Origin of the sequence: Demequina silvatica (genome assembly GCF_000971215.1) — a bacterium.
GTDB classification, from domain to species: Bacteria; Actinomycetota; Actinomycetes; order Actinomycetales; family Demequinaceae; genus Demequina; species Demequina silvatica.
Genome location: NZ_BBMA01000002.1, coordinates 499,070 through 522,944, shown reverse-complemented (window position 1 = coordinate 522,944; position 23,875 = coordinate 499,070). Strand labels below are relative to the sequence as shown.

The 23,875-nt window shown below is 72.1% G+C and carries 27 protein-coding genes; 17 read left to right on the top strand and 10 right to left on the bottom strand.

The window, feature by feature from the left end; genetic code table 11:
• Nucleotides 1-38: 38 nt before the first annotated feature.
• Both AOM05_RS02505 and AOM05_RS02500 read left to right on the top strand, forming a co-directional pair.
• Nucleotides 39-1,052: an ABC transporter permease gene (locus AOM05_RS02505; RefSeq protein WP_062519621.1), complete on the top strand. Its 1,014-nt coding sequence runs from the start codon at nucleotides 39-41 to the stop codon at nucleotides 1,050-1,052.
• The gene (locus AOM05_RS02500) at nucleotides 1,049-1,921 is read left to right on the top strand and encodes an ABC transporter permease (RefSeq protein WP_062519168.1); all 873 of its coding nucleotides are present in this window, start codon (nucleotides 1,049-1,051) and stop codon (nucleotides 1,919-1,921) included. Before AOM05_RS02505 ends, AOM05_RS02500 begins: the two co-directional genes overlap by 4 nt.
• 93 nt (nucleotides 1,922-2,014) lie before the next feature.
• Here the strand turns inward: AOM05_RS02500 and AOM05_RS02495 are convergent, their stop codons facing one another.
• On the bottom strand, nucleotides 2,015-2,422 hold the full coding sequence (locus AOM05_RS02495) for a hypothetical protein (protein ID WP_062519167.1): 408 nt from the start codon (nucleotides 2,420-2,422) through the stop codon (nucleotides 2,015-2,017).
• 162 nt (nucleotides 2,423-2,584) lie between these two features.
• On the opposite strand from AOM05_RS02495, the gene AOM05_RS02490 reads away from it, so the two are divergent.
• On the top strand, nucleotides 2,585-3,205 hold the full coding sequence (locus tag AOM05_RS02490; protein WP_062519166.1) for a dihydrofolate reductase family protein: 621 nt from the start codon (nucleotides 2,585-2,587) through the stop codon (nucleotides 3,203-3,205).
• Between the two features lie 121 nt (nucleotides 3,206-3,326).
• Nucleotides 3,327-3,791: a hypothetical protein gene (locus AOM05_RS02485; protein ID WP_062519164.1), complete on the top strand. Its 465-nt coding sequence runs from the start codon at nucleotides 3,327-3,329 to the stop codon at nucleotides 3,789-3,791.
• Between the two features lie 16 nt (nucleotides 3,792-3,807).
• Here the strand turns inward: AOM05_RS02485 and AOM05_RS02480 are convergent, their stop codons facing one another.
• Entirely contained in the window at nucleotides 3,808-4,371 is a 564-nt protein-coding gene (locus tag AOM05_RS02480) for a dienelactone hydrolase family protein (protein ID WP_062519162.1), read from the bottom strand.
• 151 nt (nucleotides 4,372-4,522) lie between these two features.
• On the opposite strand from AOM05_RS02480, the gene AOM05_RS02475 reads away from it, so the two are divergent.
• Nucleotides 4,523-4,780, top strand: a complete 258-nt coding sequence (locus tag AOM05_RS02475) for an addiction module protein (protein ID WP_062519160.1) — start codon at nucleotides 4,523-4,525, stop codon at nucleotides 4,778-4,780.
• 3 nt (nucleotides 4,781-4,783) lie between these two features.
• Entirely contained in the window at nucleotides 4,784-5,095 is a 312-nt protein-coding gene (locus AOM05_RS02470) for a type II toxin-antitoxin system RelE/ParE family toxin (protein WP_062519158.1), read from the top strand.
• Nucleotides 5,096-5,351: 256 nt separating this feature from the next.
• On the opposite strand, the gene AOM05_RS02465 is transcribed toward AOM05_RS02470, so the two are convergent.
• The gene (locus AOM05_RS02465) at nucleotides 5,352-6,590 is read right to left on the bottom strand and encodes an MFS transporter (RefSeq protein ID WP_062519156.1); all 1,239 of its coding nucleotides are present in this window, start codon (nucleotides 6,588-6,590) and stop codon (nucleotides 5,352-5,354) included.
• A 133-nt stretch (nucleotides 6,591-6,723) separates the two neighbouring features.
• Here AOM05_RS02465 and AOM05_RS02460 point away from each other — a divergent pair, with 133 nt between their 5' ends.
• The 3 genes from AOM05_RS02460 to AOM05_RS02450 all read left to right on the top strand — a co-directional run bounded on the left by AOM05_RS02460 (nucleotide 6,724) and on the right by AOM05_RS02450 (nucleotide 8,688).
• Nucleotides 6,724-7,320 carry a sugar O-acetyltransferase gene (locus tag AOM05_RS02460; RefSeq protein WP_156165000.1) on the top strand — a complete coding sequence of 199 codons (597 nt, stop codon included), beginning with the start codon at nucleotides 6,724-6,726 and terminating at the stop codon, nucleotides 7,318-7,320.
• Nucleotides 7,310-7,927, top strand: a complete 618-nt coding sequence (locus tag AOM05_RS02455) for a TetR/AcrR family transcriptional regulator (protein ID WP_062519152.1) — start codon at nucleotides 7,310-7,312, stop codon at nucleotides 7,925-7,927. The genes AOM05_RS02460 and AOM05_RS02455 overlap by 11 nt, the downstream gene beginning before the upstream one ends.
• A 329-nt stretch (nucleotides 7,928-8,256) precedes the next feature.
• Complete coding sequence (locus AOM05_RS02450; protein ID WP_156164999.1) at nucleotides 8,257-8,688, top strand: VanZ family protein; 432 nt, start codon at nucleotides 8,257-8,259, stop codon at nucleotides 8,686-8,688.
• A gap of 333 nt (nucleotides 8,689-9,021) precedes the next feature.
• On the opposite strand, the gene AOM05_RS02445 is transcribed toward AOM05_RS02450, so the two are convergent.
• The gene (locus tag AOM05_RS02445; protein ID WP_062519148.1) at nucleotides 9,022-9,525 is read right to left on the bottom strand and encodes a MauE/DoxX family redox-associated membrane protein; all 504 of its coding nucleotides are present in this window, start codon (nucleotides 9,523-9,525) and stop codon (nucleotides 9,022-9,024) included.
• A gap of 55 nt (nucleotides 9,526-9,580) precedes the next feature.
• Between AOM05_RS02445 and AOM05_RS02440 the strand changes: the two genes are divergently transcribed.
• On the top strand, nucleotides 9,581-10,165 hold the full coding sequence (locus AOM05_RS02440) for a TetR/AcrR family transcriptional regulator (RefSeq protein ID WP_062519146.1): 585 nt from the start codon (nucleotides 9,581-9,583) through the stop codon (nucleotides 10,163-10,165).
• A 62-nt stretch (nucleotides 10,166-10,227) separates the two neighbouring features.
• Entirely contained in the window at nucleotides 10,228-10,878 is a 651-nt protein-coding gene (locus AOM05_RS02435; RefSeq protein WP_062519145.1) for an NAD(P)-dependent oxidoreductase, read from the top strand.
• Between the two features lie 258 nt (nucleotides 10,879-11,136).
• Here the strand turns inward: AOM05_RS02435 and AOM05_RS02430 are convergent, their stop codons facing one another.
• On the bottom strand, nucleotides 11,137-13,596 hold the full coding sequence (locus tag AOM05_RS02430) for a lysylphosphatidylglycerol synthase transmembrane domain-containing protein (RefSeq protein WP_062519144.1): 2,460 nt from the start codon (nucleotides 13,594-13,596) through the stop codon (nucleotides 11,137-11,139).
• A gap of 49 nt (nucleotides 13,597-13,645) precedes the next feature.
• Nucleotides 13,646-14,458 carry a CPBP family intramembrane glutamic endopeptidase gene (locus AOM05_RS02425; RefSeq protein ID WP_062519141.1) on the bottom strand — a complete coding sequence of 271 codons (813 nt, stop codon included), beginning with the start codon at nucleotides 14,456-14,458 and terminating at the stop codon, nucleotides 13,646-13,648.
• 316 nt (nucleotides 14,459-14,774) lie between these two features.
• Here AOM05_RS02425 and AOM05_RS02420 point away from each other — a divergent pair, with 316 nt between their 5' ends.
• Nucleotides 14,775-15,080 carry a hypothetical protein gene (locus AOM05_RS02420; RefSeq protein ID WP_062519139.1) on the top strand — a complete coding sequence of 102 codons (306 nt, stop codon included), beginning with the start codon at nucleotides 14,775-14,777 and terminating at the stop codon, nucleotides 15,078-15,080.
• Here AOM05_RS02420 and AOM05_RS14740 read toward each other — a convergent pair.
• A complete protein-coding gene (locus AOM05_RS14740) occupies nucleotides 15,037-15,420 on the bottom strand; it encodes an integrase core domain-containing protein (RefSeq protein WP_156164998.1) in 384 nt (127 codons plus the stop codon). The genes AOM05_RS02420 and AOM05_RS14740 overlap by 44 nt on opposite strands.
• Before the next feature lie 29 nt (nucleotides 15,421-15,449).
• On the opposite strand from AOM05_RS14740, the gene AOM05_RS02415 reads away from it, so the two are divergent.
• On the top strand, nucleotides 15,450-16,142 hold the full coding sequence (locus AOM05_RS02415; RefSeq protein ID WP_062519137.1) for an MOSC domain-containing protein: 693 nt from the start codon (nucleotides 15,450-15,452) through the stop codon (nucleotides 16,140-16,142).
• A gap of 8 nt (nucleotides 16,143-16,150) precedes the next feature.
• On the opposite strand, the gene AOM05_RS02410 is transcribed toward AOM05_RS02415, so the two are convergent.
• Nucleotides 16,151-16,981, bottom strand: coding sequence for an NPCBM/NEW2 domain-containing protein (locus AOM05_RS02410; RefSeq protein ID WP_062519135.1), 831 nt, complete (start codon nucleotides 16,979-16,981; stop codon nucleotides 16,151-16,153).
• A gap of 210 nt (nucleotides 16,982-17,191) precedes the next feature.
• Complete coding sequence (purB, locus tag AOM05_RS02405) at nucleotides 17,192-18,601, bottom strand: adenylosuccinate lyase (protein ID WP_062519133.1); 1,410 nt, start codon at nucleotides 18,599-18,601, stop codon at nucleotides 17,192-17,194.
• 128 nt (nucleotides 18,602-18,729) lie between these two features.
• On the opposite strand from purB, the gene AOM05_RS14530 reads away from it, so the two are divergent.
• Nucleotides 18,730-18,939 (top strand): hypothetical protein, encoded by a 210-nt coding sequence (locus AOM05_RS14530; RefSeq protein WP_062519131.1) that lies wholly within the window; start codon nucleotides 18,730-18,732, stop codon nucleotides 18,937-18,939.
• A complete protein-coding gene (locus tag AOM05_RS02395; protein ID WP_156164997.1) occupies nucleotides 18,936-20,228 on the top strand; it encodes an alpha/beta hydrolase family protein in 1,293 nt (430 codons plus the stop codon). Before AOM05_RS14530 ends, AOM05_RS02395 begins: the two co-directional genes overlap by 4 nt.
• A gap of 3 nt (nucleotides 20,229-20,231) precedes the next feature.
• Here AOM05_RS02395 and AOM05_RS02390 read toward each other — a convergent pair whose 3' ends face one another.
• Nucleotides 20,232-20,621: a phage holin family protein gene (locus AOM05_RS02390; protein WP_062519128.1), complete on the bottom strand. Its 390-nt coding sequence runs from the start codon at nucleotides 20,619-20,621 to the stop codon at nucleotides 20,232-20,234.
• Between the two features lie 48 nt (nucleotides 20,622-20,669).
• Between AOM05_RS02390 and hisC the strand changes: the two genes are divergently transcribed.
• Together hisC and AOM05_RS02380 are read left to right on the top strand one after the other, a co-directional pair.
• Nucleotides 20,670-21,767 (top strand): histidinol-phosphate transaminase, encoded by a 1,098-nt coding sequence (gene hisC, locus AOM05_RS02385; protein ID WP_062519125.1) that lies wholly within the window; start codon nucleotides 20,670-20,672, stop codon nucleotides 21,765-21,767.
• Nucleotides 21,749-23,860 carry an acyltransferase family protein gene (locus AOM05_RS02380; protein WP_062519123.1) on the top strand — a complete coding sequence of 704 codons (2,112 nt, stop codon included), beginning with the start codon at nucleotides 21,749-21,751 and terminating at the stop codon, nucleotides 23,858-23,860. Before hisC ends, AOM05_RS02380 begins: the two co-directional genes overlap by 19 nt.
• Nucleotides 23,861-23,875: the final 15 nt, after the last annotated feature.

The following is a 23,875-nucleotide window of genomic DNA, read 5'->3' as shown; positions in this document are numbered from 1 at the left end:
CGGGTCCCTCCGTGGGGCCCGCCACGCGCGAGGAGATCATGTTCCGCTTCATCCTCAAGCGCGTGGCGTCCATGCCGCTGCTCCTGCTGGGCGTCGTCACGCTCGCATTCGTCATCTCACGGCTGCTGCCGGCAGATCCCATCGCGTCGATCGTGGGACAGCGCAACCTCGGCAATGAGGAGATCGTGGCCGCCGCGGAGGCGAAGTGGGGCCTCGATCAGCCGCTGCCGACCCAGTACCTCACGTACATCGGGAACCTGTTGACCGGCGATCTGGGCACCTCGTTCCAGACCAAGATGCCGGTGTCGTCGGACATCGCGGAGAGGCTGCCCGCGACTCTGGAGCTCACGCTCATGGCCCTGATCATCGGGGCCATCGGCGGGATCCTCCTCGGCGTGATCTCGGCGAGCAGGAAGAACCGCGCGCCGGACCACGTGAGCCGTGTCTTCGCGCTCATCGGCTCGTCATTGCCGATCTTCTGGACCGGGCTTGTGCTCCTCTTCGTGTTCTACGCCCAGCTGGGGATCCTCCCTGGACCGGGCCGGCTGAGCTCACGGGTGATCCCTCCGGCCGATGTCACCGGCTTCTACACGATCGATGCGCTACTGCAGGGGGACATGCCCCTCTTCTGGGACGCCTTCGGTCATCTGCTTCTGCCCGCGTTCATCATGGGTTGGGGCCTCATGGGCACCATCAGCCGACTCGTCCGCGCCTCGATGCTCGACGAGCTCGGTTCCGACTACGTGCGCACCATCCGCGCGAAGGGGGTCAGCGAGTCGCAGCTGATGCGGGGGCACGTGCTCCGCAACTCGCTCACGCCCGTGGTGACGATCCTCGGCTTCGCCTTCGGAGCGATGCTGATGGGCGCCGTCCTGGTCGAGACGATCTTCTCCTGGAATGGGATCGGATCGTATGCAGTCGAGGCCACACGATCCCTCGACTACCCGGCGATCAACGCGGTCTGCCTGCTTGGCGGCGCGGTGTTCCTGATAGCGAACCTCGTCACCGACATCGCGTATCCCGCCATCGACCCGAGAGTGAGGCTGTCATGACCGCGATCGCCGAGACGGCGTTGTTCCGCGCGGTGGGCGCGCGCACCCGCCGGATCCGCCATAGCGGATGGCTCAACCCGCAGATCCTCGTGGCAGGAGCGGTGCTGGCGGCCTGGCTCTTCGTGGTGGTCGCCGCGCCCTGGATCGCGCCCTTCGATCCGCTCGCCGAGACCGGAGCCCGCCTCTCTGCGCCGAGCGCGCAGCACCTGCTCGGGACGGACTCGCTTGGGCGCGACGTGTTCAGTCGCACCCTGTACGGCGCGCGCGAGTCGCTGCCGATCGCTGTCGCCGCCATCGGCGCCTCGCTGATCATCGGGTGCTTGCTGGGTGCCATCGCCGGCTTCTTCGGCGGGGTTGTCGACGCGACCATCATGCGGGTCGCCGACATCACGATGGCGTTTCCCGCGATCCTGCTCGCGATGGCCGTCGCCGCGGCACTGGGTCCGGGGCTCACCAACGCGCTGCTCGCGATCGTGGCCGTGTGGTGGCCGATCTACGCCCGCCTCACGCGTGGACAGGTCATGTCGATCAAGGAGCGCGAGCACGTAGAAGCGTCGAAGGCCATCGGATCAAGCAGATGGCGGACGCTGTTCCGGCACATCCTGCCGCACTCGGTCACCCCGATCATGGTCAACGCCACCATGGACCTGGGGCAGATCGTGCTCCTCGTCGCCTCGCTGAGCTTCCTCGGTCTCGGCGCGCTCCCCCCGTCGCCGGAGTGGGGCGCCATGATCACCGAAGGCGCGAAGAACTTCTACCAGCCGTGGATCGCGGCCGCGCCCGGCATCGCGATGGTGAGCGTCACGCTCGCCATGAACTTCCTCGGTGACGGCCTTCGCGACGTCTTCGACGTGCGAGCACGTCGCTGAATCTTCGGAGCAAGGCGCCGGTCCGCGGCGGTACGCGCCGCGAACCGGGCCTTCGCGTCTCACGTTCCCCACGCCGGGGGACGATGCGCCGGTTCAGCGGGTGCGGATGGTGCGGGTTGCGGCGTGGTCGCCGCCGACGCGCTTGATCTTCAGCTTAAAAGTGTCCGTACCGGCCGTGTTCGGGCGGTCGCGGTCGATGTCGAAGTCGCCGTCGTCGTCCGCGCGGTGGATGCGGTCGTGGAACTTCTTGCCGTCGTGCCAGAGGATCACGCGGAAGCGCTGGCCGTCCCGCGCATCGTCCACGTCCACGTCGACCTCGAAGCGGCCGTCGTCCTTCTCGACGTCGAACTCGACGTCCGCACCCGCGTAGCGGAACTCGCGGTCCGCGGCGGAGGCCGGGGTCGCGCCCAGCAGCGTGAACGAGCCCGCGATGAGAGCGCCGGCGGTGATCGCGGCGGTGCGGCAGTGGCGACGCGACGGCGTCGAGGCGGTGGTGGTCATGGCTTCCTCCGTGGGTGATGGGGTGGCGGGTTGACGTGACCACGGTCGCGGCGGGAGATGAGAGCGGCCCGTGCCTGCGCATGAGAGAGCTCTCATGCGGGTGACGCGCCGCGGTGCCTATGCTCGAAGGCGGGTGCGCGTCACCGAGCCGAAGGAGCCGTCATGGGCCGGATCAGCATCGACCTGTTCACCACGCTCGACGGGGTCTGCCAGGCCCCGGGCGGACCGGACGAGGACGCGTCCAGCGGCTTCCCCTTCGGGGGGTGGCAGGCGCCTCTCATGGACGCGATGGTGGGCGAGAGCGTCACGGCCGGCATCGCGTCGATGGACGCGCTTCTGCTCGGGCGGCGCACCTACGAGATCTTCGCGGCGTACTGGCCGCTGCACGAGTCGGTCCGCGACGGCGCGATCGGGCGCCGGTTCGCTGAGGTCCCCAAGTACGTCGCGAGCCGCGGCGAGGTCGCGCTGACGTGGCGCGGGTCCTCGCGTGTGGGGGCCGATCTTGTGCCTGAGGTGCGCGCGCTGCGCGAGCGCCACGCGGACGTGCACGTCATCGGGAGCGTGGACCTGGTGCAGACGCTGCTCACAGAGGGGCTCTTCGACGTGCTGAACCTCTGGGTGTACCCGGTGGTGCTGGGGCAGGGGAAGAAGGTGTTCCCGGACGGCGCCACGCCCGCGGCGCTCCGGCTGCTCGAGCCGGCCGTCACCGGGTCGGCAGGCACGGTGCAGCTGCGGTACGGGCCCACCGGCGAGCCGCCCGCGACGGGGGACATGGCGTACTGAGCCGTCGCGCGTGACCGCGGCGGCCCGTGCGCGGTAGTGTGCCTGCAGATCGCGATGCCGCGATCTACCAGGGATGTGAGCGATGGTTCGCGCGCTCGCGCGCGCGAGGTCTGGGGGGACGATGCGCTGGTCGCCGAGCGTGGGCGTCGCGGCTGGGGCGGTGGCGGCGGTCGCGGTCGCTGGCGGGCTCTGGTGGCAGGCGTCGCGCGCCGAGCCCGAGCCGTTCGATCTCGCGGCGCTGGAGGAGGCGGTCGCGGCGCTCCATTCCGCGCGGGGCAGCGAGGCCGAGCTGTGTGCGCTCGCGGCGTCGCAGGGCAACTGCGGGACGCTGCTGGGCGCCGCCGGCCCCGCGCCCGCGGCCGCGCCGGAGATCGTGTGCGTGGTCGACTACGCCGGCGACCCGAGCCACGCCGCCGGGCAGGTGGTGCGGATCCACGTCGACGGCGTCGAGCCGGACACGGAGACGATGGTGCTGCGCGACAGCGGGACCCCGACGTTCATGAACCCCGTCTACTGGGGTGGCGCGGGTGTCTCCACCGGCGACACCGCGAGCGCCGACCGTCAGTACTGGTGCGGGCCGTCCTGAGGGTCCGCGGGGCGCGCTACAGGTCCGCGAGGAGGGCGAGCACCCGGTCGATCGCCATCGCGGCCGAGTCCGGATCGTGGTCCGGGTGCCCCGGTTCGGCGAACAGGTGGCCGCTGCCCTCGTAGACGAACAGCTCGCCGTCCGGCACCGCCGCGGCGTACTCCTCCTCGGCGTCGACCTCGCGCCACGGGTCCTTCGAGTTCACGTGGGCCTGGGATGGCACCCCGGCGGGCCACTCGGCGTCCCACCACGATGGCGCGATCGCGCCGTAGAGGAAGAACGCGCCTCGCGCGCCCGGCCGCTCGAGCACGGCCTCGGCCGCCCGCGCCGTGCCCATCGACATCCCTCCATAGACCACGTCGGCGGGGAGGTCCGCGATGGCCTCCGCGGCGCGCCGCGCCATGGTGCCCGGTGGATGGGACTGGGCGAACGCGACGCCGTCATCGACGGCGTCGAAGGTGCGGCCCTCGAACAGGTCCGGCGTGTGCACGGTGTGCCCGGCGTCGCGCAGCGCGGAGGCGAACGCGAGCACTCCGTCCGTGAGACCGCCGGCGTGATGGAACAGGATGACCTCGACCATCCGGCCACACTAACCCCGGGGTCCGACGGCCGGGCTGTTGCTCCAACTCTCCGGCGCGCGTGGTCCGAGCGGCACCGCGCCCGGTCGTGCTCGTGGTTTCGTTGCTATCGGTCACCCGAGGCGAGTCGGTGGTGGTGCCTACACTGATGGCATGTCGCTGAGCGCATCGGAGTTATACGAGGCGGGCATGAACCTGCCTCCCTCGGTGCGCAAAGATGTCGCTCTCCGGCTGCTCGAATCGCTCGAGCGGGAGGATCAGGAGTTGCTCGACCAGCGGTGGACGGCAGAGATCGCCGCACGCCTCGACAGCATCCTCGACGGCGAGGTGGTGACCATCCCTCACGAGGAGGTCCGGACGCATCTCGCGGATCGGCGCGCGGCGCGTCAGGCGGCTCGTCGGCAGGCCTAGCGCGTGAGGATCGAGTGGCACCCGGCGGCGCTCGCCGAGTTTGTCGCCGACGTCGAATGGTACGAGCAGCGCGAAGCTGGACTTGGCGATCGGTTCGAGGGTGCCGTCCTTTCGGCGGTTGATGCCGCGGTCCAAGCGCCGGAAGCGTGGGCGATCTGGTGGGGTTGGGATCGCGTGCCTGCTGTGCGTGCGAAGGGCGTCGACGGATTCCCGTATCGGGTTGTCTACGTTGTCCGAGACCACGTGCTGGCCGTAGTCGCCGTCGCACACGCGAGGAGACGCCCGGGCTACTGGCGTGCCCGGGTCGACACCTGACTGAGGCGACGAGGTCAATAGCCCTGTGCGGTCGGGCCGTGGATGAGCCGGCGCGTGGAGCCCGAGCTCCGCCTCACTTGTTCGACGCGACGGTCGCACCCCTCACGGCGAAGCTCAAGGGTGCGGTAGCGGCATTTCACTCCGATGGTCGGCCATGGCAACCGTGCGTTGTCGAACTGCACGAACAGTTCGGGCGAGTCGTTCCGATCCGATTCTTGGCGCTCAGGGTCGCTCAGGCTGTAGCGCGATCGTGCTGTCAGGGCGTGTCCGCTGCCACGGGCGACGTCACGTTGGCGTCGCTCCGTGACGCGGCGATGCGGCGGTTGAGGCGCTCGGACATGATCAGGCCCAACGCCACGAGGGCGGCGAGGAAGAGCGGGAAGGTCCACAAGCCGACCCAGGAGGACAGGGCGCCGAACAGCGGCGGCGCCAGGGTGGAGCCGGTGTAGGCGGCCGCCATCTGGATCCCGATGATCGCCTGCGAGTTGCGGCGCCCGAAGTTCACCGGGGTGGAATGGATGATCGCCGGGTAGATGGGCGCGCTGCCGAGCCCGGCGAGAACCAAGCCTGCCAGGGCGAACACGTCGGTGGGCAGCGGCAGCGCGATGAGCGCGACGCCCACCGCGACGGTGATGAAACCGCCGCGGATGAGGAGGCGGTCGCCGATGCGGTCGGCGACGAATCCGGCCAGGAACCGTCCGCCGGTGATTCCCAGGAGGAAGAGCGAGGCGAACGCGGCGGCGGTCGCGGCGTCCACGCCACGGTCGGTGACCAGGTAGGTGGAGGCCCACAGGATCGCGGTGGACTCGACCGCGCAGTAGGCGAAGAACGCGCCGAGGATGAGCGGCACGCCGGGAATGCGCAGCGCGGTGCGCAGGGGGACGTGCTTCCGCGCGGACACCTCGCCGGTGGCGCTCGCGTCGTCATCGGCGTGCGGGTCCGCAGAGTTCACGCGAGTCCACAGCGTGAGGCTCAGGAAGAGCAGGACCGTCAGGGCCGCCTGGATGATGCCGACCGTCTGGTAGGCGCCGGACCAGCCGAGGCCCGCGCCGAGGGCGTAGCTCATGATGAAGGGGCTGATCGAGGCGCCGACGCCCCAGAAGCTGTGGAGCCAGTTCATGTGCTTCGCGGCGTAGTGCAGCGCGACATAGTTGTTGAGCGCGGCATCGACCGCGCCGGCGCCGAGGCCGTAGGGGATGGCCCACAGGCACAGCATCCAGAACTCACCCGACACGGAGAATCCGATCAGCGCCGCCGCGGTCATGCCCACGCTGACCGCGGTGACGAGCCCGGCGCCGAACCGGTGCGTGAGCCGCTCGGAGAGCAGGCTCGAGACGATGGTGCCGCCCGCGACGACCATCGTCAGGATGCCCGCGAAGCCCACCGGCACACCGAGATCACCGTGCATGACGGGCCAGCCCGCGCCGATGAGCGAGTCGGGAAGACCGAGGCTGACGAACGCGACGTAGATGATCGAGAGCAGAAGGGCGTACATGGTGAGAGCGGTGCTTCCTTGAGAACGTGAGGCACGCCGGGTCCGGCCGTTGCGACGTGCCGAGGAGACGTGCCGGTTGCCACTGTACCCACAAATGAGTACGTCTGTACACATCGGGTGCTACGGTGATGCGATGGCGGATTACTTCGCGGGTGACCCCCGCACGAACCGGCAGCGGATGCTTGACGGCGACCTCTACATCGCCGACGATCCCGAGAACGCTCGGCTTCACGAGCGTGGTGTCAGGCTCGTCGACGCCTACCACCGGGCGACCGTCGCGGGCGATCCCGGCGCCCGAGGGCTGTTGAGCGACCTTCTCGGCACGCTCGGGGAGGATGCGCACATCAACGCACCGCTCTTCGTCGACTACGGCGAGAACCTGCACGTCGGCGCGCGCACCTTCATCAACTACAACCTGTGCGCGCTCGACGTCGCCACGATCACCATCGGGGAGGACTGCCAGATCGGCCCGAACGTCCAGCTGCTCACCCCGACGCATCCCATCGACCCGCAGCCGCGCCGCGACAAGCTCGAGGCCGCGAAGCCCATCGTCATCGGCGACAACGTGTGGCTCGGTGGCGGAGTGATCGTCTGCCCGGGCGTCTCCATCGGAGAGAACAGCGTGATCGGTGCGGGCTCCGTGGTCACCAAGGACATCCCCGCGAACGTGGTCGCCGTCGGCAACCCCGCCCGTGTCATCCGCACGATCGGCGACCACGATGGCGAGTGACGTGGCGGTGCCGGGCACGCGCCGGGGTCGGCGCAACGATCCCGAGCGGCGCGACCGCATCATCGACGCGTGCCTCGACGTGATCGCGGAGGCCGGCGTCGCCGGCACGAGCCATCGCAAGGTCGCCGAGGCGGCAGGCGTGCCGCTGGGCTCGATGACCTACTACTTCGCTGGCATGGACGATCTCCTGCACGAGGCGTTCACGCGGTTCGCCGTCACCGGCAGCGAGCAGTTCGTGCGGCGCATGTCGGACGCCGCCGACCACGATTCGGCCCGGGCGGCCGTGGTCGCGATCATCACCGAGGACGTGTTCGGCAGCGCCCGCGACCTGGTGCTCACGCATGAGCTGTACACGCTCGCCGCACGCCGGGCCGAGTACCGCACCATCACCTCCGCGTGGATGGCACGGAGCCGCGCCGCGCTCGAGCTGCACTTCGACCCCGAGACCGCACGGCAGCTCGACGCGCTCATCGAGGGCCTCACCATCCACCGCGCGCTCGACGCGGAGACTCGCGACGCCGCCGAGGTGGTGCGCGCCGTCGAGCGGATCGCAGTTCCCGTGCGGACAGCCGCGCTTATCGCCCCGACCCCGTTGCCCGAAGGGTAGGGCTCCGGAAGCGGGCGCCCGCGGCGGAGCGTGCTCGCTGCGGCGGTCTCAGCCTCGGGGGTGCGCCCGCGCTACATTCCAACGGTCGCACCATCTGACGGGGCAGCGCTCGGTGCCGGGCGTCGTGGTGCGGGATCTGGGGGATGAGCTCGTGAGATGGGTGGTCGACACACGTCGGTGACGTCGCCTGGTTCGCGCTCGCATGCGGTGCTGTCGCCGGATTCTTTACGTGGTTCGCGTCGAAGCGCCGCTTCGCGGACCCGGGGCTCCCGATCGCCCGCGCTCGGGGACGGACCTCGGTCGCCGTCGGCGTGACGGTCGCTCTCGCGGTGAGCATCCTCGGGGTGCGGCCGGGCAGCGGCCGCAGGTTTCCGACCACCGGAGACCCTCTCGCATGGGAGTGGTGCTGGTTAGGTGACCTTCCTGACGCGATCGGGGCCGACCTGCTTGACGACTACGGGGCCGCGTTGGCCTTCCTCAACTTCGCACTGTTCACCGCATGGGCGATCGTCATGACGTGGGCGTGGGGTCCCGGTCGGCGCCGCTGGGCGGTTGTTGCCGCGGTGGCCTTCCCGCTGTGCCTCGAGACCCTCCAGCGATTCCCGTTCGGTGGCACCCCAAGCGTCACCGATGCATGGACCAACATCCTCGGGGGCCTCGTCGGAGTGCTGCTGTGGGCTACGGGGGCCAGGCTCGCTGAGGTGATCTCTGCGCGCAGGGTCGCGACGCCGCAGACGCGCACGCGGAGCGATCCCGGCTGACCTGGCGCCCGGTGCTCGTCGCGTCTGCGCGAATCGGTCGCGGTGCCCTGGGATCCGATGGGCGGATCGGACCTTGTCGGGTAGGTGCCTAAGTTGGCACGTTGCCACGATGTGCGCCCGCACAACTGAGACGACCGGCAAGCACGAACGGGTGCGCTACATCTTGGCAATTCCTCGACACCGCGGTCTACATGGGGATTCTTTCGTCACTGTCGGAGGTTGCCGGTCACCGACCGCTGTGGTCGCCGCGCAGGCGTCGGCGCTGCAATGCGCGGCGCGATCAGGTGCGTGTGCGGTGGTGCGGTCGCGAATAGCGGGAGCCGTCGGCAATTCCTATGCGTCCCGCATCCATCCGTCGAGCGACAGGCGCGAGCGGGGCAGCACGACGAGGAATGCGCCCAGAGCGATGAAGCCGGCGCGTTCGAGCAGGTGGAGGGGATAGTTGGTGGTGCCTTCTGCGACCTCGCCGCCTCCGCCGAAGCAGCCGCAGTCGATGCTGAGGCCTTGCGACCAAGCCCAGATGACGCCGGTGGTGTAGGCGGCCATCATCGCGAGCCACATCACGGCCGCGGCGCGGGTGAAGAGCCCGGGGACCAGGAACGCCGCGAGGAGAAGCTCGAGGAACGGCTGCAGGGTGCCCACGAGGGGCACGACGGTCTCGGGGAGGATGCGGTAGGCGCGCACCGCGATGATCGACTGCGGGATGTCCAGCAGCTTGGGCATCGCTGCGGCGATGAGGCTGGCGGCCATGCCGAGGCGGACCGCGGTGGACAGCCACGGCTGAACGGTGCTCCAGGCGATGCGGGACGTCGAGGTGTCCGGTGCGACGGTCGTCATGGTCCTCCCCCGGGGTCTGTGCGCGTGATCGTGTGAGTGGAAGTATATTAGTCAGGTGACAAACCGATCGCCTTCGCCGCGCCTCTCGCCCGACCAGCGGCGCGAGCAGATCGAGGCGGTCGCCGCGCGCCACTTCGCGCGCGACGGTGTGGCGGGTGCCTCCATGAGCGCGATCGCACGCGACGCGGGCGTGACCCGTCCGCTCGTCTACCACTACTTCCCCGGCAAGCAGAGCCTGCTCGAGGCGGTGCTGCAGCGCGAAGCGGACCGGCTGCTCGTCGCGACCGCCCCGGACGAGACCCGCTCGCCGCAGGAGAACATCGAGCGCGCGCTCCGTACGTACTTCGCCCACTTCGCCGAGAGCTCCGGCGGTATCCGGGAGCTCTATGCCGCCGATGAGGCCGGCTCGCCCGAGGTGACTCGCATCGCTGCCGCGAACCACGTGGTCCAGGTCGACCGTCTCATCGCTGCGACCGGAGCGCCCGACACGCCGGAGCGTCGACTGTCGTTCGGCGCATGGCTCGCCTTCGTGGAGTTCACCGCGCGTCACGCCGCCGACGCGGGTGTTGGCACCGAGCAGGCCCTCGAGGCCTGCATGAGCGCATGGCGGAGCGTGCTCGAGTCGAGCACCGCGCACTGAGCCCGCGCGGCATCAGCCGCCCCATCAAACCCTCGCCACCTAGTGATCCAGGAGCACAGCACATGAAGATCGTCGTCATCGGAGCAACCGGAAACGTCGGCTCGCGCACCGTGGACGAGGCGCTCGCCGCCGGGCACGAGGTCGTCGCGTACGTGCGTCGGCCCGAGGCCGTCGAGGCCCGCCCCGGCCTGACCGTGGCCGCAGGCGACGCCTCGGACAGCGCCGCGCTCGCCTCCGCGGCCGCGGGCGCGGACGCGGTGATCGTGGCCATCACCGGTTCCATGCGCGACGCGTCGTTCATGCAGCGCGCGCTGCCGAGCATCATCGACGCGGTCCGCACCGCCGCGGTTCAGCGCGTGGTGCTCGTCTCGGCGTTCGGCGCGGGCGATACCGCCCCGAAGGCCTCGGGCTTCGCACGCCTCCTCTACCGCACCGTGCTCAAGGGGTTCTTCGCCGACAAGGCCGCCGCCGACGCACAGCTGGTCGCCTCGGGCCTGGACTACACGATCACGTATCCGGTGAACCTCAAGGACTCCCCGACGCTGCCTGAGGCCGCGGTCCAGCCGCTCGCGACCGTCGCCAAGGTGCCGGGGCTTCCCACGCTGCCGTTCGCGAACGTCGCCAAGGCCCTCGTCGCGATCGCCGTCGACCCCGCAGCCTCGGGCGCACGCCTGCTCATCACTACCCCCCAGGGGTGGACGCCTACCGCCTGACGCCCGGCCGACGCATCGGCCAGCCGCGCGATCGTCGGGTCATCGCAGCCTCGCCGTGGCCCGACTGGCGCGCCGATATGCCCACGACGAGGGCGGTCCCGCCCGGCCTGCTGACGTCTGCGGGCCTTGCACGTGAGGCGAGGTGTGATGCGACGGCGGCCCCGGTGCGAAAGTGCGCACCTTGGATATTGCCGCACTAGAAAGGCAAGATTGCTCACCCAGGGTCCGATTGCCGAAGTCGAGCGACAACCGACAGACCTACAGCTCGCCCTTGCGCTCCAGGTACTTCATGGCGAAGTACCCCAGGGGGATCCGCAGCCAGTAGGTAAGCAAGCGATAGACCAGCACCGCGGAAAGCGCCACCGCGTAGGGCAGCCCCGCACCGGTGAGACCGGTGGTGAGCGCGATCTCGACCGCGCCCAGGCCACCAGGCGTCGGCACCGCGGCACCCACGGCGTTACCCACGAAGAACAGCACCGCGACGTCGATGACGGCCAGATGCTGGTTGAATGCCAGCAGCGAGGACTGGAACGCCCCCACGAATCCGATAGTGAGAAGCAGGTTGCCCGCGATGCCTAGCGCGAGGCGCCACGGCTGGCCCATCACCTGGGTGAGGCGCGGCCAGGTCTGGCGCAGCATCGGCATGATCCGCTTCATCGCCCACCCGCGCACCGCGGGCACCAGCAGTGCGGCCACGATCACCAGCACCACCACGCCGAACGCGATCACCACCGCCGTCGAGGGCAGCGCCGCCAGCGCGCCCTGCGACCCGGACGCCAGCGTCAGCCCCACGAGGCCGAGCACGGTGACCACCACGGAGCTCACCTGCACCAGCGCCACGGTGGCGACCGCGAGCGGCGTGGGCACCTTGCGCTTGGTGAGCAGCCGGAGGTTCAGCGCGGCTGGCCCGACGCCCGCCGGCACCGCCACCGAGATGTACGCGGCCGCCACCTGGGTGAGCAGCACCCTCGAGAACGGCACCTTCACGGGGCTGAAGGCCACCAGGGCGAGGGCAGCCCCGACAAAGGTCAGGAGCGCCCACATGAACCCGACCACCAGCCACCACGGGTTCGCCTGCTGCACCGCGTCGATGAACTGCTGGGTGTTGAAGCTCGCGAGGATCACCACCGCGGCCACCAGGCCGAGCGCGATCGTCATGACGGTCCGGCCGCCGAAGCGCACGATGTTCTCGCTGGCGACCTCCGCCTCGGGCGACCGCTCGAGGATCGCCTCGCGCACCGCCTCGAGGACCTTGCCGTGCTCGCTGTCCTTGAGCTCCCCGCGGGTGTGCGGCGGCAGGGCGATGGTCTGCAGCAGCGGCGCCGCCTGCTCGACGGGCTCGGCACCCAGCGCCCGGAACGCCGACTCCACAGCCCGCTCCGCCCCGACGCGCGCCGCGATCAGCGCGAGCACCTGCGCCACGTCGATCCGCTGCGCGAACGTGCTGGTGGCCGCCTCGCCCATCTCCCAGGACGTGAGCCACACGGCGGGGTCTACGTCGACGTCGTCGCCCACCAGGATGGTGTCGGCGTTGAGCTGGCGGTGGGAGATGCCGGCGCGGTGCGCGGTCGCGACCTCGGTCCACAGCGCGTCGAGCACGGCGTCGGTGAGCTCCTCGGCGGGCACGTCGGCGAGCGGCCGCGACACCGGCGGGCGCTGGTACACCAGCAGCATGGTGTCGCGGATCTGGCCCATCCCCAGGACGCGCCCCGTGCGCACCCCCGCCACGCGCGCGGCGTGCGACACCAGCGCGGTGGCCTCCGCGCTCTGGCGCAGCGACACGTCGGGACGCGTGTCGATGCCGCGCAAGCGCAGCGACCGCCACATCTTCGACACGAAGCCGGCGGCCTGCTGATCGCCGTCGAGCGCGACCACCAGCAGGTGGTGCCCCTCGACCGTGGTCATCGCGTAGACCCGCCCTTGTCGCGTCCTGGCCAGAGCGTCGGTGACGGCGTCGAGCTCGGGGTGCACCGCATCGTGCCCGATGTCGGCCCGTACCAGGGACCGGGCGCGGAAGCCCGCGCGACGCAACCCCTCCACCAGGCTGTCGCCGTAGGCGCGGTCGGCCGTGGAACCCAGCCAGTAGCGCAGCGCGAGGCCCGCGAGGCGGCCCAGCAGCACGGTGAGCAGCGCCGACGGGATGGTCACCACGCCGAAGATGACGGCGATCGCGAGCCCGAACCACAGCATGTTCCACGACAGCGACAGGCTGCGGCGCGTGGACCGGCGCCCGGCGGCGGTGAGGAGCGCGCTGATGGCGCCCACGTAGGCGGGCAGCTGGAGCATCTCGGCGCCGCGGGGGGTGAGGCTCGCCTGCAGCGCATCGCCGCCCCAGCCGTAGAGCATGAGCGCCGCGATCAGGGTGACGATCACGCCCAGCACGCCCGCGCCCAGCGCCTCGATGATGCGGCGCGGCTCGCGGCGGACCAGCATGTCCGTGATGATCACGGCGGGGATCACGATCGCGAGGATCGCGGTGAACAGGTTGACCGGCGCGACCAGCAGCCGCTGCAGGAACGGCGAGATCGAGGAGATGTCCTGGGTGAGGCCCTCGGTGGTGCCGATCGCGAACTCGCCCAGCAGCAGCACGCCCACGATGCCGATCGCGGTGCCCGCGATGCCGATGACGTCCGTGAAGCGGCGGACGCGGGTCTCGGGCTCGTCGACTATCCGGACCGTCGGCGCGTCCTCGCGCGGCACGGGGACGTCGGCGGTCATGCGGCGAGTCTACGGGCGCGCGCCCACCACCCGGGGGACCGCGGAGGGGTCACGCGACCCCGAGCGACTCGAGCCACGCGTGCGGCACCACCTCGGGCCCGATGAACGCGACCGCGTCGAGCGTCCAGTGCGCCAGCACCAGCGGTGCCAGCCGCCCGCGGCGGACGTACACCCAACCGAACACCAGGCCCATCACCACGTTGCCGAGCGCCATGGGCCAGCCCTGATACAGGTGGTAGGCGCCGCGCAGCAGCGCCGCGAGGATGATCGCGGTCCACGGCGACCGCCCCAGATCCCGCAGCCTGGTGAGCACGAAGCCCACCACCACGAACTCCTCAAGCACGCCCGCGGCGGCCGCGGACAGCAGCAGGATGGTGGCCGACCACCACATGTCCGGCAGGCCCGACGTGTCGATGGTGACTGTCTGCCCGAGCGCCCGCGAGATCGCGTACAGCGCGAGCCCCGGCAGCCCGATGCACGCCGCGAGGATCGCGCCCCAGCCCACGTCGCCCCACCACCTGCGCGCGGGTCCCACCAGGCCGAGCCTGACCCGGGACGATGCGCCGTGCTGGCTGAGCAGGTACAGCGCCAGGGCGACGGGCACCAGGGCGAAACCGATCCCGAGGACCTGGCGGATCAGGTCGATCCAGTCGATGCTGGACCGGCTCGGGTTGAGCGTGGTGGTCTGGCCCGAGATGGGCGTGGTGTCGACGTAGCGCTCGATGAGGCGGATCGCGGCGTACACGGCGGTCTGCCCGAGCGACAGCCCGAGCACTATCCACACCTCGGCGCGCATGCGCGCCTTCGACGGGAGGGTGATCTCGGCGGGGGGTGCGGCGGGCGCGGGGGCTGCGATGTCCATCGTCACGCCACTCTAACGAGCGGAGGTTCCCGGGCCGAAAACTCGGGAGCCATGGCGTGCTTCACACTCTGTGCTTTATTGCGCTTGTGCAAGCATTTCGTCGCTATGGTGTGCGCGTCGACGAAGATTTTCACAATGCCTACTCCGACGCCGGACCGGCATGGATGTAGGTTCTAGATCATGCTGGAGGGCTTCTGTGACGAATTCTGCGGGGAGCGTGTCATGGGGTCTGCGGCTCGCCGGATGCCTCTGGAGTTTTCGATTAGGCCACCGATTTGACGGTGCGGGAGCTGTTGTTCGCGGTGACTTTGCGGATATGCGCCAATGGCAGAAGGTTCGTGCGCGACAGCAGACGGCGGCGGCGACCTTTTTGACCAGTCGACCATTGCGGGATTCCCCGGAGTTCTTATTCTGTTTCAGCTCCGATCGCATCGTTATGGCACGAAGCGTGATTGGAGGGTTCCGCCGCATCAGGGACGTACGGCGATTCACGTGGCGCGACATCGAAATGGGCGAGGTTGATGGGCAGCTCGGCGCGCTGTACATCGCCGGTGAGCGCTTTTCGACCGGAGCGACGTTTACGGAAGCGATCGCGCCGTACCTCGGGCGCGAAACCACGTGAGACGTGGTCCGGGGCACGACCCACGTCCGCGGACACGTGACGCGCCCCAGCTCTTCTGCCGCTCCCATGCGGGTTGCGGCTCTCGGGTGAGGGCGGCGGAGTGAGCCTGCTCGTGCTCGGCTGGTGGGATGTATCCCAGGCTCGAGTGGAGCCTACGGGTGTCGTACCAGTCAACCCAACCGGCGGTGGCGAACTCGGTTTTCGCGATGGCCTTGTAGCGGCCGTGGAACACCGGGGTGGGGATGCGCTCGGCCTTGTACAGGCCGTTGATGGTCTGGTCTGCCCGAGGATCGGCTGACCCCGGGGCCGCAACGTCGGACGCCTGCCCCCATTGGCACATGGCTTGGCGACCGGCCCTACGCTGGCGGGGTGCGCATCGTCTCCCTGGACCGGTACCCCGTCAAGGCCATGCGCGGCGAGACCCTCCAGTCCGTCGAGGTCGACGCGCGGGGCCTGGCGGGCGACCGCGCGCTCGCGGTCCTCGACGCGCGCGGGCTGTTCGCGGCCGGCAAGCGCGGCAGCCGCTGGCGCCCGCTCGAGCGGGTCATGGCCTACACGGCACGCCTGGGGGACGATGCGGTGGTGGTCTCCCGCGGCGACCGCGCCTGGGTCGCGGGGTCGCCCGAGCTCGACGCCGAGCTGAGCGCCGCGACGGGCGAGCCGCTCGCGGTCAAGGCCGAGACGCCGGGGGAGCGGACCTTCTTCGACTCGCGGCCCGTCTCCGTGGTCGGAACCGCGACGCTCGACTGGTGCCGGGCGGAGCTGGGCGCGGACGCGGACCCGCGGCGGCTGCGCGTCAACGTGGTGGTCGAGACCTCCGAACCCTTCGAGGAGGAGGCGTGGATCGGCTCGGAAGTGGGCCTCGGTGAGGTGGTGCTGCGCGCGGTCAAGCGCAACGAGCGCTGCCGCGTGATCGACCTCGCGCAGAACGGCGCCGAGGGCACCACGCGGTGGCTCAAGCCGCTGGGGGAGCGCCGCGACGCGTGCATCGCGGTGTACTGCGAGGTCGCGGTGCCCGGCGTGATGCGGGTGGGCGACCAGGTCGCGGTGGCCGCGCGCTGAGGCGCGCTTCACCTGCCCGGGTACGCGCGGCAGAGGCCCTGGGGCTGCGCCCACACGGCGTGACCGGCGGAGGCTCCAGGAAGTGCGGGGTACTCGGCCTCGAGCCCGAGCCTGTCGGCACCGGCCGTCTTGAGCGCGACCAGCGCGGACATGCCAGTCCCGACGGCGGCGCCCTGGAGCCGGGGAACGCCGTCGAGCGACAGGGCGAACACGGTGAGGAAGGCGGGGGCGGATCGGTCCGTCACGCCCACCACCGCGGTGACGCGGTCGCAGCGGCCGTCGAGCGCGATGGTGCCCACGTCCGCGGGCCCGCCCGCCGTTCCCGCGGCGTGCAGGACGCGCGCGTAGCGCCAGCCGCCCACGGTCGCCGGGCCCACGCGCAGGCTCGAGTCCACGCGGTGCGGGACCAGCGAGATCCACCGCCACACGGTGACGGTGCTCGCGTCCCGTGCGGGCGCCCGGGTCGCGGTGCCGTCGGCGACCACCCGGTATCGAGTTGCGCCCATGCCGCGCGCGGTGAACGCGATCCTGAAGCCGCCGCGTGGCCCGACCCTGGTCGAGGTGCCGGAGCGGACCCACTCACCGTCGATCCGGCGCTGCAGCGTGAGCCTCGCCCCGCCGAGGTTCGCCGACGCGGTGCCCCGCACCACCGCCCGCTCGCCCGCGACCAGCAGCCCGCCGCCCGCGGGCCGCACCGTGTCGATGGTGACGCGGGCCGCCGTCCGTCCGGCCGCATCGGCCGGAGGCGCGGCGAGGCCCACGGCCAGCGCGACGGTGAGCAGCGCCACCCAGGACGCGACGCGCAGGGCGCCCCGGCGTGCGGTGCGTGCGTCGGCCATCGTCCCCCCGGATCGCCTGAGCGGCCGGGCGGGCCCCGGCGGCGCTCCGGTCGAACCTAGCAATCCGGGGCGAACCGGACAACAGCCTGGGGACAACCCCGCCCCGGTTCGCTGCGCACGGCCGGGCGGGCGACACGCGGGCCCGGCCCGCGCATCGTCCCCCTCGCTGCGGCGCGCCGCCGCGCGGACCGTGCCGAGCGAACCCGGGGGCTACGCCAGGTAGCCGTCCACCAGCTGCTCGGCGAGGCCCACGTACGTGCCGGGGGTGAGCGCCGCGAGCCGCTCCTTGGTCTCGGCGGGCAGCTCGAGGCCGCCCACGAACGTCCGGATGGCCTCGGCGTCGATGGTCTGCCCGCGGGTGAGGTCCTTGAGGCGCTCGTACGGGTTCTCCATGCCGGGCACGCCCGCGATCGCGGCGGCGCGCATCGCCGACTGGATGGGCTCCGCGAGCACCTCCCACGACGAGTCGAGGTCCGCGGCCAGCGCGCCCTCGTTGACGGTGAGGGCCTTGAGGCCGCGGCGCACGTTGTCGATCGCGAGCAGCGAGTGGCCGAACGCGGTGCCGATGTTGCGCTGCGAGCTCGAGTCCGTGAGGTCGCGCTGCAGCCGCGAGGTCACCAGCGTCGCGCCGAGCGTGTCGAGCAGCGCCGCGGAGATCTCGAGGTTGGCCTCGGCGTTCTCGAAGCGGATGGGGTTGATCTTGTGCGGCATCGCGGAGGACCCGATCGCGCCCTTGACCGCGGCCTGCGCGAAGTAGCCGAGCGACACGTACGTCCACACGTCGGTGGCGAGGTTGTGCAGGATGCGCCCGAAGCGGGCGACGTCGGCGTACAGCTCGGCCTGCCAGTCGTGGCTCTCGATCTGCGTGGTGAGCGGGTTCCACGTGAGCCCCAGGCCCTCGACAAACGTCCTCGACACGGTCACCCAGTCGGTGCCGGGCACCGCCGCGGTGTGCGCGCCGAACGTGCCGGTCGCGCCGTTGATCTTGCCCAGGTACTCCTGGCCCTCGACGCGACGCAGCTGGCGGCCCAGACGGTGGGCGAGCACCGCGAACTCCTTGCCCAGCGTGGTGGGCGTCGCGGTCTGGCCGTGCGTGCGCGACAGCATCGGGGTGGCCTTCGCGGCGCGCGCGAGGTCCGCGACGTCGCCGACCAGCGCGGTCGCGGCGGGCAGCCACACGTCCTGGACGGCGCCCTTGACCATGAGCGCGTAGGACAGGTTGTTGATGTCCTCGGAGGTGCAGGCGAAGTGGACCAGCTCGCTCAGCGGCTCGAGCGACGTGCCCTCGAGGCGGCGCTTGATGTAGTACTCGACGGCCTTGACGTCGTGGACCGTGACCTTCTCGATGTCGGCGTGCTCGGCGATGCCGGCGGCGTCGAAGCCCGCGGGGATGCCGCGCAGCAGCGCGACCTCGTCGGCGGTGAGCGCGCGCGTGCCGGGCACGGCGGCGGTCTCGCACAGGTGGATGAACCACTCGACCTCGACGTGCAGGCGCAGGCGGTTGAGCGCGGGCTCGGACAGGTGGTCGACCAGCGGGGCGACGGCGCCGCGGTAGCGGCCGTCGAGGGGGCCGAGCGCGATCGCGGGCTCGAGGGCGGCGAGGGAGGTCCAGGAGTTCACGCGGACATTGTTCCACGCACGGCCCGCGCGGTCCGGCCGTGGTCCCCGGCCCCGGGGACGATGCGCGCCATCCCCAGGCGGCCGCCTCGCCCTGTCGCGGGGTCGGGCGGGCACCCTACCGTCGCCCCATGGATGACGTCGGGGGGCTGGTGGAGCGGGCACGGTCTGCGTGCGACGCCGCGATTCTGCGCCTGGAGGCGGGCAGGGACGTGCGCTGGGAGGGGATCCACGCCCGCGAGTACGCGGCCCGGCTCGAGGAGGCGGCGCTGCGGGTGACGGCGCTGCGCGCGCAGGTGGACGGCGCCGTGCCCGTGATGGCCCCGTGGGCGGCCGGATGACCGAGCCCATCTGGTCGCACGGCGGCGCCGGCGGCGTGCGCGCGGTGCTCGAGGACCTCGACCACGCCGCCGGGGCGCTCGCGGGGGCAGCGCAGGAGCTCGCGGACGCCGCCCGCGCGCTCGGCGTCGCCGCGCACGTCGCCGCCTGGACACCCGACCGCGCGCCCGCCTCGCCGGCCCTCGCGGAGGCGGCCGCCGCATCGTCCCGCGAAGCCGACGCACTGGACGCCCTCGCCGCCGCGCTGCGGGCCGCCGCCACCGCCTACCTCGAGGGGGAGGCCGCCGCCCGGCAGGGCGTGTCGCTCGTGGGGCGCGTGGGCGAGGCGACCGCGGACTGGTTCGGCTCGGTGTGGTGGGGCGCGCGCACGGCGATCGCGATGCAGGGGCTGTCGCCGCTGCTCGGCGGGCTGAGCGGAGTGGGACAGCCGCCCACCACCGGGTGGGCGGGCCGGGACGAGGCCTCTGCCGCGGCGGGCCTGCTGGGCGACCACTACGGCGAGGTGGTCGTGGCGCTCGCGGTCGCGCTCCACCAGGCGGAGTCCGGCGAGCCGCCCTACCGGTCCGTGACCGCCGGCGACCCGGTGGCGGCGCGCGCGCCGGACTCGGTGGCGCAGGTGATGGGGCGGCTCGCGTGGCTGCAGGCGGAGGGCGGCGGCAGGGTCGCGATCGAGACGGTGCGCGGCCCCACGGGCACCCGGCACCTGGTCTACGTGCCCGGCACGGAGGACTGGTGGGTGACGTCGGGCAACCCCGCGGACATGAAGTCCAACCTCACGTCGGTGCTGGGGGCGTGGTCGGACGCCGCGCGGGCCGTGACGGACGCGATCGTCGCGCACGGGATCCGGCCCGAGGACCAGGTGCTGCTCGCGGGCCACAGCCAGGGAGGCATGGTCGCGACGGTGGTGGCGGGCGCGCTCGCGCAGCGGTTCGGCGACGTGAGGGTGGTGACCGCCGGGTCGCCCACGGGCCGCATCGCGCTGCCCGCGACGGTGCCGGCGCTGCACCTCGAGAACACGCGCGACCTGGTGCCCGGCCTCGACGGCCGCGCCAACCCCGACCGGGCGAACCGCGTCACGGTGTCGCACGACCGCCGCCGCTCGGAGCAGGCCGACGCCCCGGACGGCTCGCGTACCGTCGCGCAGGCGCACGGCATCGACGGCTACGCGGCGACCGCGCGCCTGGTCGACGAGGGGGTCTCGGACTCCACCCGGGCTTGGCTCGCCCAGGCGCGCCCGCTGCTCGCGGGCGGCCGGTCCACCGTCACCGCGTACGCGCCGGTGACGGGATGAGCGTCAGCGCTTCGCGGCCCCGGGGATCACGGCGGTGAGGATCGCCGTGATGAGGCTGATGATCAGCGCGGCCAACAGGGTCTCCCAGAAGTCGCCGATGGTGAGCTCCGCCCACGGCACCAGCGTGGTGAGCCACGCCGTCAGCCACAGCATGAACCAGGCCGTCACCAGGGCGAACAGGCCCAGGGTGAGGATCTTGATGGGCAGCGACAGGATGTCGACCAGCGGCTTGATCAGCATGTTCGCCGCCGCCATCACCGCGCCCACCAGCAGGAAGACGCCGATGCGGGCCCACGTGCCCCCGTCGCCCCCCTCGACCTCGACCCCCAGCGGGAGGAGCGTGACGAGCCAGACGGCGACGGCGGAGATCCCGGAGATGAGGACGAAGCGCATGGCGGTCATTGTTCCACGGGGCCGTCCAGGGGTGACATCCTGGTGCGCATGTCCGACGCGCACCCCCTCGCCCTGCCCGCGCCGCGGCCCGCCGTGGCCGCCCTGCCTGCCTACGTGCCGGGCGCGCGCGGGGCCGCGGACGCGCCGCCGCCGGTCAAGCTGTCCTCCAACGAGACCCCGCACGGCCCGCTGCCGTCGGTGGTCGCCGCGGTCGAGGCTGCCGCCGCGGGCGTGACCCGCTACCCCGACATGGCCGCGACCGAGCTGACCGCGCGCATCGCGGACGCCGTGGGACGCGACGCGTCCGAGGTGGTGGTGGGCGCCGGCTCGGTCGCCGTGCTGGCGCACATCCTCCAGGCGTACACGGGACCGGGCGACGAGGTGCTGTTCGCATGGCGCAGCTTCGAGGCGTACCCGATCCTCGCGCGCATCGCCGGCGCGGAGCCCGTCATGGTGCCGCTGACCGCCGAGGCCCGTCACGACCTGCCCGCGATGATCGCGGCCGTGACCGAGCGCACGCGCGTGGTGATGCTGTGCTCGCCGAACAACCCCACCGGCCCGATCCTCACCCACGAGGAGCTCGACGCGTTCATGGCGGCCGTCCGCTCCGACGTGCTCGTGGTGCTCGACGAGGCCTACCTCGAGTACGTGCGCGACGCATCCGTCGCGGACGGTCCCGCCTCGCTCGACCGCTACCCGAACCTGGTGCTGCTGCGCACGTTCTCGAAGGCGTACGGCCTGGCCGGCCTTCGCGTCGGGTACGCCGTGGGACCCGCCGCGCTCCTCGCGCCCGTGCGCGCCTGCGTCACCCCGTTCTCCGTCTCCGGCCCCGCGCAGGCCGCCGCGATCGCGTCGCTCGACGCCCGCGACGAGCTGCTCGAGCGCGCCGCGCTGGTGGTCGCCGAGCGCGGCCGCGTGCTCGACGCGCTGCGCGCGGACGGGTGGAGCGTGCCGGACTCGCAGGGCAACTTCGTGTGGCTGGGCGTGGGTGACGCGACCGCCGCGCTGGTCGCGCACCTCGCGGAGCCGCAGCCCGCGATCCTGGTCCGCCCGTTCGCGGGCGAGGGTGTGCGCGTCACCATCGGCGCACCCGAGGAGAACGACGCGCTGCTCGCGCGCCTCGCCACGTGGGACGGCCCGCGCTGAGCCTCGCCCGGCTCGCCGCCGCGCCGCGCACCGCGCCCCCGCGCGGAGGCCACCGTCGCGACATCCAGGCGCTGCGCGCCCTCGCGGTCGCGTGCGTCCTCGCCTTCCACCTGTGGCCCGCGGCCGCGCCCGGCGGCTACGTGGGCGTCGACGTGTTCTTCGTGGTGTCCGGGTTCCTCATCACCGGGCTGCTGTGGCGCGAGGTCGACCGCACGGGCCGGGTGAGGCTCGCGGAATTCTGGGCGCGCCGCGCGCGCCGCCTGCTGCCCGCGGCGCTGCTGGTCCTCGCGACCACCGCGGCCCTGACCCTGGTGTTCCAGCCCGCGACCCGCTGGGCCGGCACCGCGAAGGAGATCGCCGCGTCCGCGTTCTACGTCGAGAACTGGGTGCTCGCGTCCGACGCGGTCGACTACCTCGCCTCGGACACGGCAGCCAGCCCGGTCCAGCACTACTGGTCGCTGTCCGTCGAGGAGCAGTTCTACCTGGTGTGGCCGGTGCTGGTGGTGGCGGTGGTGCTGCTGGCGAGGCGCCGGGCGCGCGCGTGGTTCGTGGCCGTGGCCGCGGTGGCGACCGTCGCATCGTTCGCGTGGTCGGTGCATCTCACCGCGGACCTGCCCGCCGCCGCCTATTTCGTCACGCCCACCCGCGCGTGGGAGTTCGCGGTGGGCGGCCTCGCTGCGCTCGCCCCCGCGCTCACGCTCGGCGCGCGGGCGCGCGGCCTGCTCGCATGGGCCGGCGTCGCGCTCATCCTGCTGGCGACGTTCACCTTCGCCCCGTCCACCCCGTTCCCCGGCTGGCACGCCGCCATCCCGGTCGCCGGGGCGCTCGCGATCCTGCTGGCCCGCGCGGACGGACCGTGGTCGCCCATGGTCGCCGGCGGGCGGCGCCCGGTGCAGCGGCTCGGCGACCTGTCCTACTCCGTATACCTGTGGCACTGGCCGCTGCTGATCCTCGCGGGCGCCGCGCTGGGCCGCGCGCCCGGCACGCTCGAGCTGCTCGCGATCCTCGCCGCCACCGTGCTGCTCGCGGAGGGCACCTACCGATGGGTGGAGCAGCCCGTCCGCCACGCGACCGCGCTCACCGGGCGCCGGCCCGCGTGGACGCTCGCGGGCGCGCTGGTGGCCTCGGGTGCGGTGGTCGCGCTCGCGTTCGCGATCACCGGCGCGGCGCACAGGGAGAGCCGCGAGGCCGCCCGCATCGACGCCGCCGCGGAGCAGACCGTGACGGAGGGCGGCTGCTTCGGCGCGGACGCGCTCGCTCACGGCGGCGACTGCGTGGACCCGAGCCTCGACGGCGTGCTCCTCCCGTCCGCCCTCACCGCGCACGACGACGGGGTCCGCACCTGCATGCAGGACCAGACCACCGGCGCGGTGCGCGTGTGCGAGTCGGGCGTCGCGCCCGGCGAGGCGCGCGCCACCGTCGCGGTGATCGGCGACTCCCACACGGTGCACTGGCTGCCCGCGGTGCGGCTCGTCGCCCAGGAGCAGGGCTGGCACCTGCTCGAGATCGCGAAGGAGTCCTGCCCCTTCGCCGACGCGACGCGCGCGTCCGAGCCCGCCATGGCGGACAGCTGCGACCGCTGGAACGCCGCCGTGCACCGCTACCTTGGCGAGCACCCGGAGATCACCCGGATCATCACGTCGGGCTCCTCGCGCAACGAGTTCGTCCCGGCGCCCGGCTCCACGTCGCTCGCCATCGGAGAGGCGGGCTACATCGCGGCGTGGGAGCGGGTCCCGGACTCCGTCACTCGGATCGACGCGATCCGCGACGCGCCGCGTCCCCGCCCGGACGTGGTCGACTGCGTCGCCGCCCTGCCCTCCGCCGAGGCCGCCGCCGGTGCGACCGCGTGCGGGCTGCCCGCTGGCGACGCGCTGCTTCCCGACCCGCTCGCCGACGCCGCGCGCGCCGCGGGCGGGCGGGTCGCGCTCGCGGACCTCAGCGACCTGTTCTGCACCGCCGACGCGTGCGACCCGGTGGTGGGTCACGCGATGCTCTACCGCGACGGCCACCACCTCACCGCGACGTACGCCGAGTCGCTCGCGCCCTACCTGGCGCAGCGCATGGGCCTGAGCGGCGCGGCCGAGGTCGGCTAGGCCGGCCAGCCGAGG

Coding starts and splice junctions, on each gene's coding strand:
- AOM05_RS02505 (WP_062519621.1), top strand. CDS start 39: ATGTTCCGCTTCATCCTCAAGCGCGTGGCGTCCATGCCGCTGCTCCTG.
- AOM05_RS02500 (WP_062519168.1), top strand. CDS start 1,049: ATGACCGCGATCGCCGAGACGGCGTTGTTCCGCGCGGTGGGCGCGCGC.
- AOM05_RS02495 (WP_062519167.1), bottom strand. CDS start 2,422: ATGACCACCACCGCCTCGACGCCGTCGCGTCGCCACTGCCGCACCGCC.
- AOM05_RS02490 (WP_062519166.1), top strand. CDS start 2,585: ATGGGCCGGATCAGCATCGACCTGTTCACCACGCTCGACGGGGTCTGC.
- AOM05_RS02485 (WP_062519164.1), top strand. CDS start 3,327: ATGCGCTGGTCGCCGAGCGTGGGCGTCGCGGCTGGGGCGGTGGCGGCG.
- AOM05_RS02480 (WP_062519162.1), bottom strand. CDS start 4,371: ATGGTCGAGGTCATCCTGTTCCATCACGCCGGCGGTCTCACGGACGGA.
- AOM05_RS02475 (WP_062519160.1), top strand. CDS start 4,523: ATGTCGCTGAGCGCATCGGAGTTATACGAGGCGGGCATGAACCTGCCT.
- AOM05_RS02465 (WP_062519156.1), bottom strand. CDS start 6,590: ATGTACGCCCTTCTGCTCTCGATCATCTACGTCGCGTTCGTCAGCCTC.
- AOM05_RS02460 (WP_156165000.1), top strand. CDS start 6,724: ATGGCGGATTACTTCGCGGGTGACCCCCGCACGAACCGGCAGCGGATG.
- AOM05_RS02455 (WP_062519152.1), top strand. CDS start 7,310: ATGGCGAGTGACGTGGCGGTGCCGGGCACGCGCCGGGGTCGGCGCAAC.
- AOM05_RS02445 (WP_062519148.1), bottom strand. CDS start 9,525: ATGACGACCGTCGCACCGGACACCTCGACGTCCCGCATCGCCTGGAGC.
- AOM05_RS02435 (WP_062519145.1), top strand. CDS start 10,228: ATGAAGATCGTCGTCATCGGAGCAACCGGAAACGTCGGCTCGCGCACC.
- AOM05_RS02430 (WP_062519144.1), bottom strand. CDS start 13,596: ATGACCGCCGACGTCCCCGTGCCGCGCGAGGACGCGCCGACGGTCCGG.
- AOM05_RS02425 (WP_062519141.1), bottom strand. CDS start 14,458: ATGGACATCGCAGCCCCCGCGCCCGCCGCACCCCCCGCCGAGATCACC.
- AOM05_RS02420 (WP_062519139.1), top strand. CDS start 14,775: ATGCGCCAATGGCAGAAGGTTCGTGCGCGACAGCAGACGGCGGCGGCG.
- AOM05_RS14740 (WP_156164998.1), bottom strand. CDS start 15,420: ATGTGCCAATGGGGGCAGGCGTCCGACGTTGCGGCCCCGGGGTCAGCC.
- AOM05_RS02410 (WP_062519135.1), bottom strand. CDS start 16,981: ATGGCCGACGCACGCACCGCACGCCGGGGCGCCCTGCGCGTCGCGTCC.
- AOM05_RS14530 (WP_062519131.1), top strand. CDS start 18,730: ATGGATGACGTCGGGGGGCTGGTGGAGCGGGCACGGTCTGCGTGCGAC.
- AOM05_RS02395 (WP_156164997.1), top strand. CDS start 18,936: ATGACCGAGCCCATCTGGTCGCACGGCGGCGCCGGCGGCGTGCGCGCG.
- AOM05_RS02390 (WP_062519128.1), bottom strand. CDS start 20,621: ATGCGCTTCGTCCTCATCTCCGGGATCTCCGCCGTCGCCGTCTGGCTC.
- hisC (WP_062519125.1), top strand. CDS start 20,670: ATGTCCGACGCGCACCCCCTCGCCCTGCCCGCGCCGCGGCCCGCCGTG.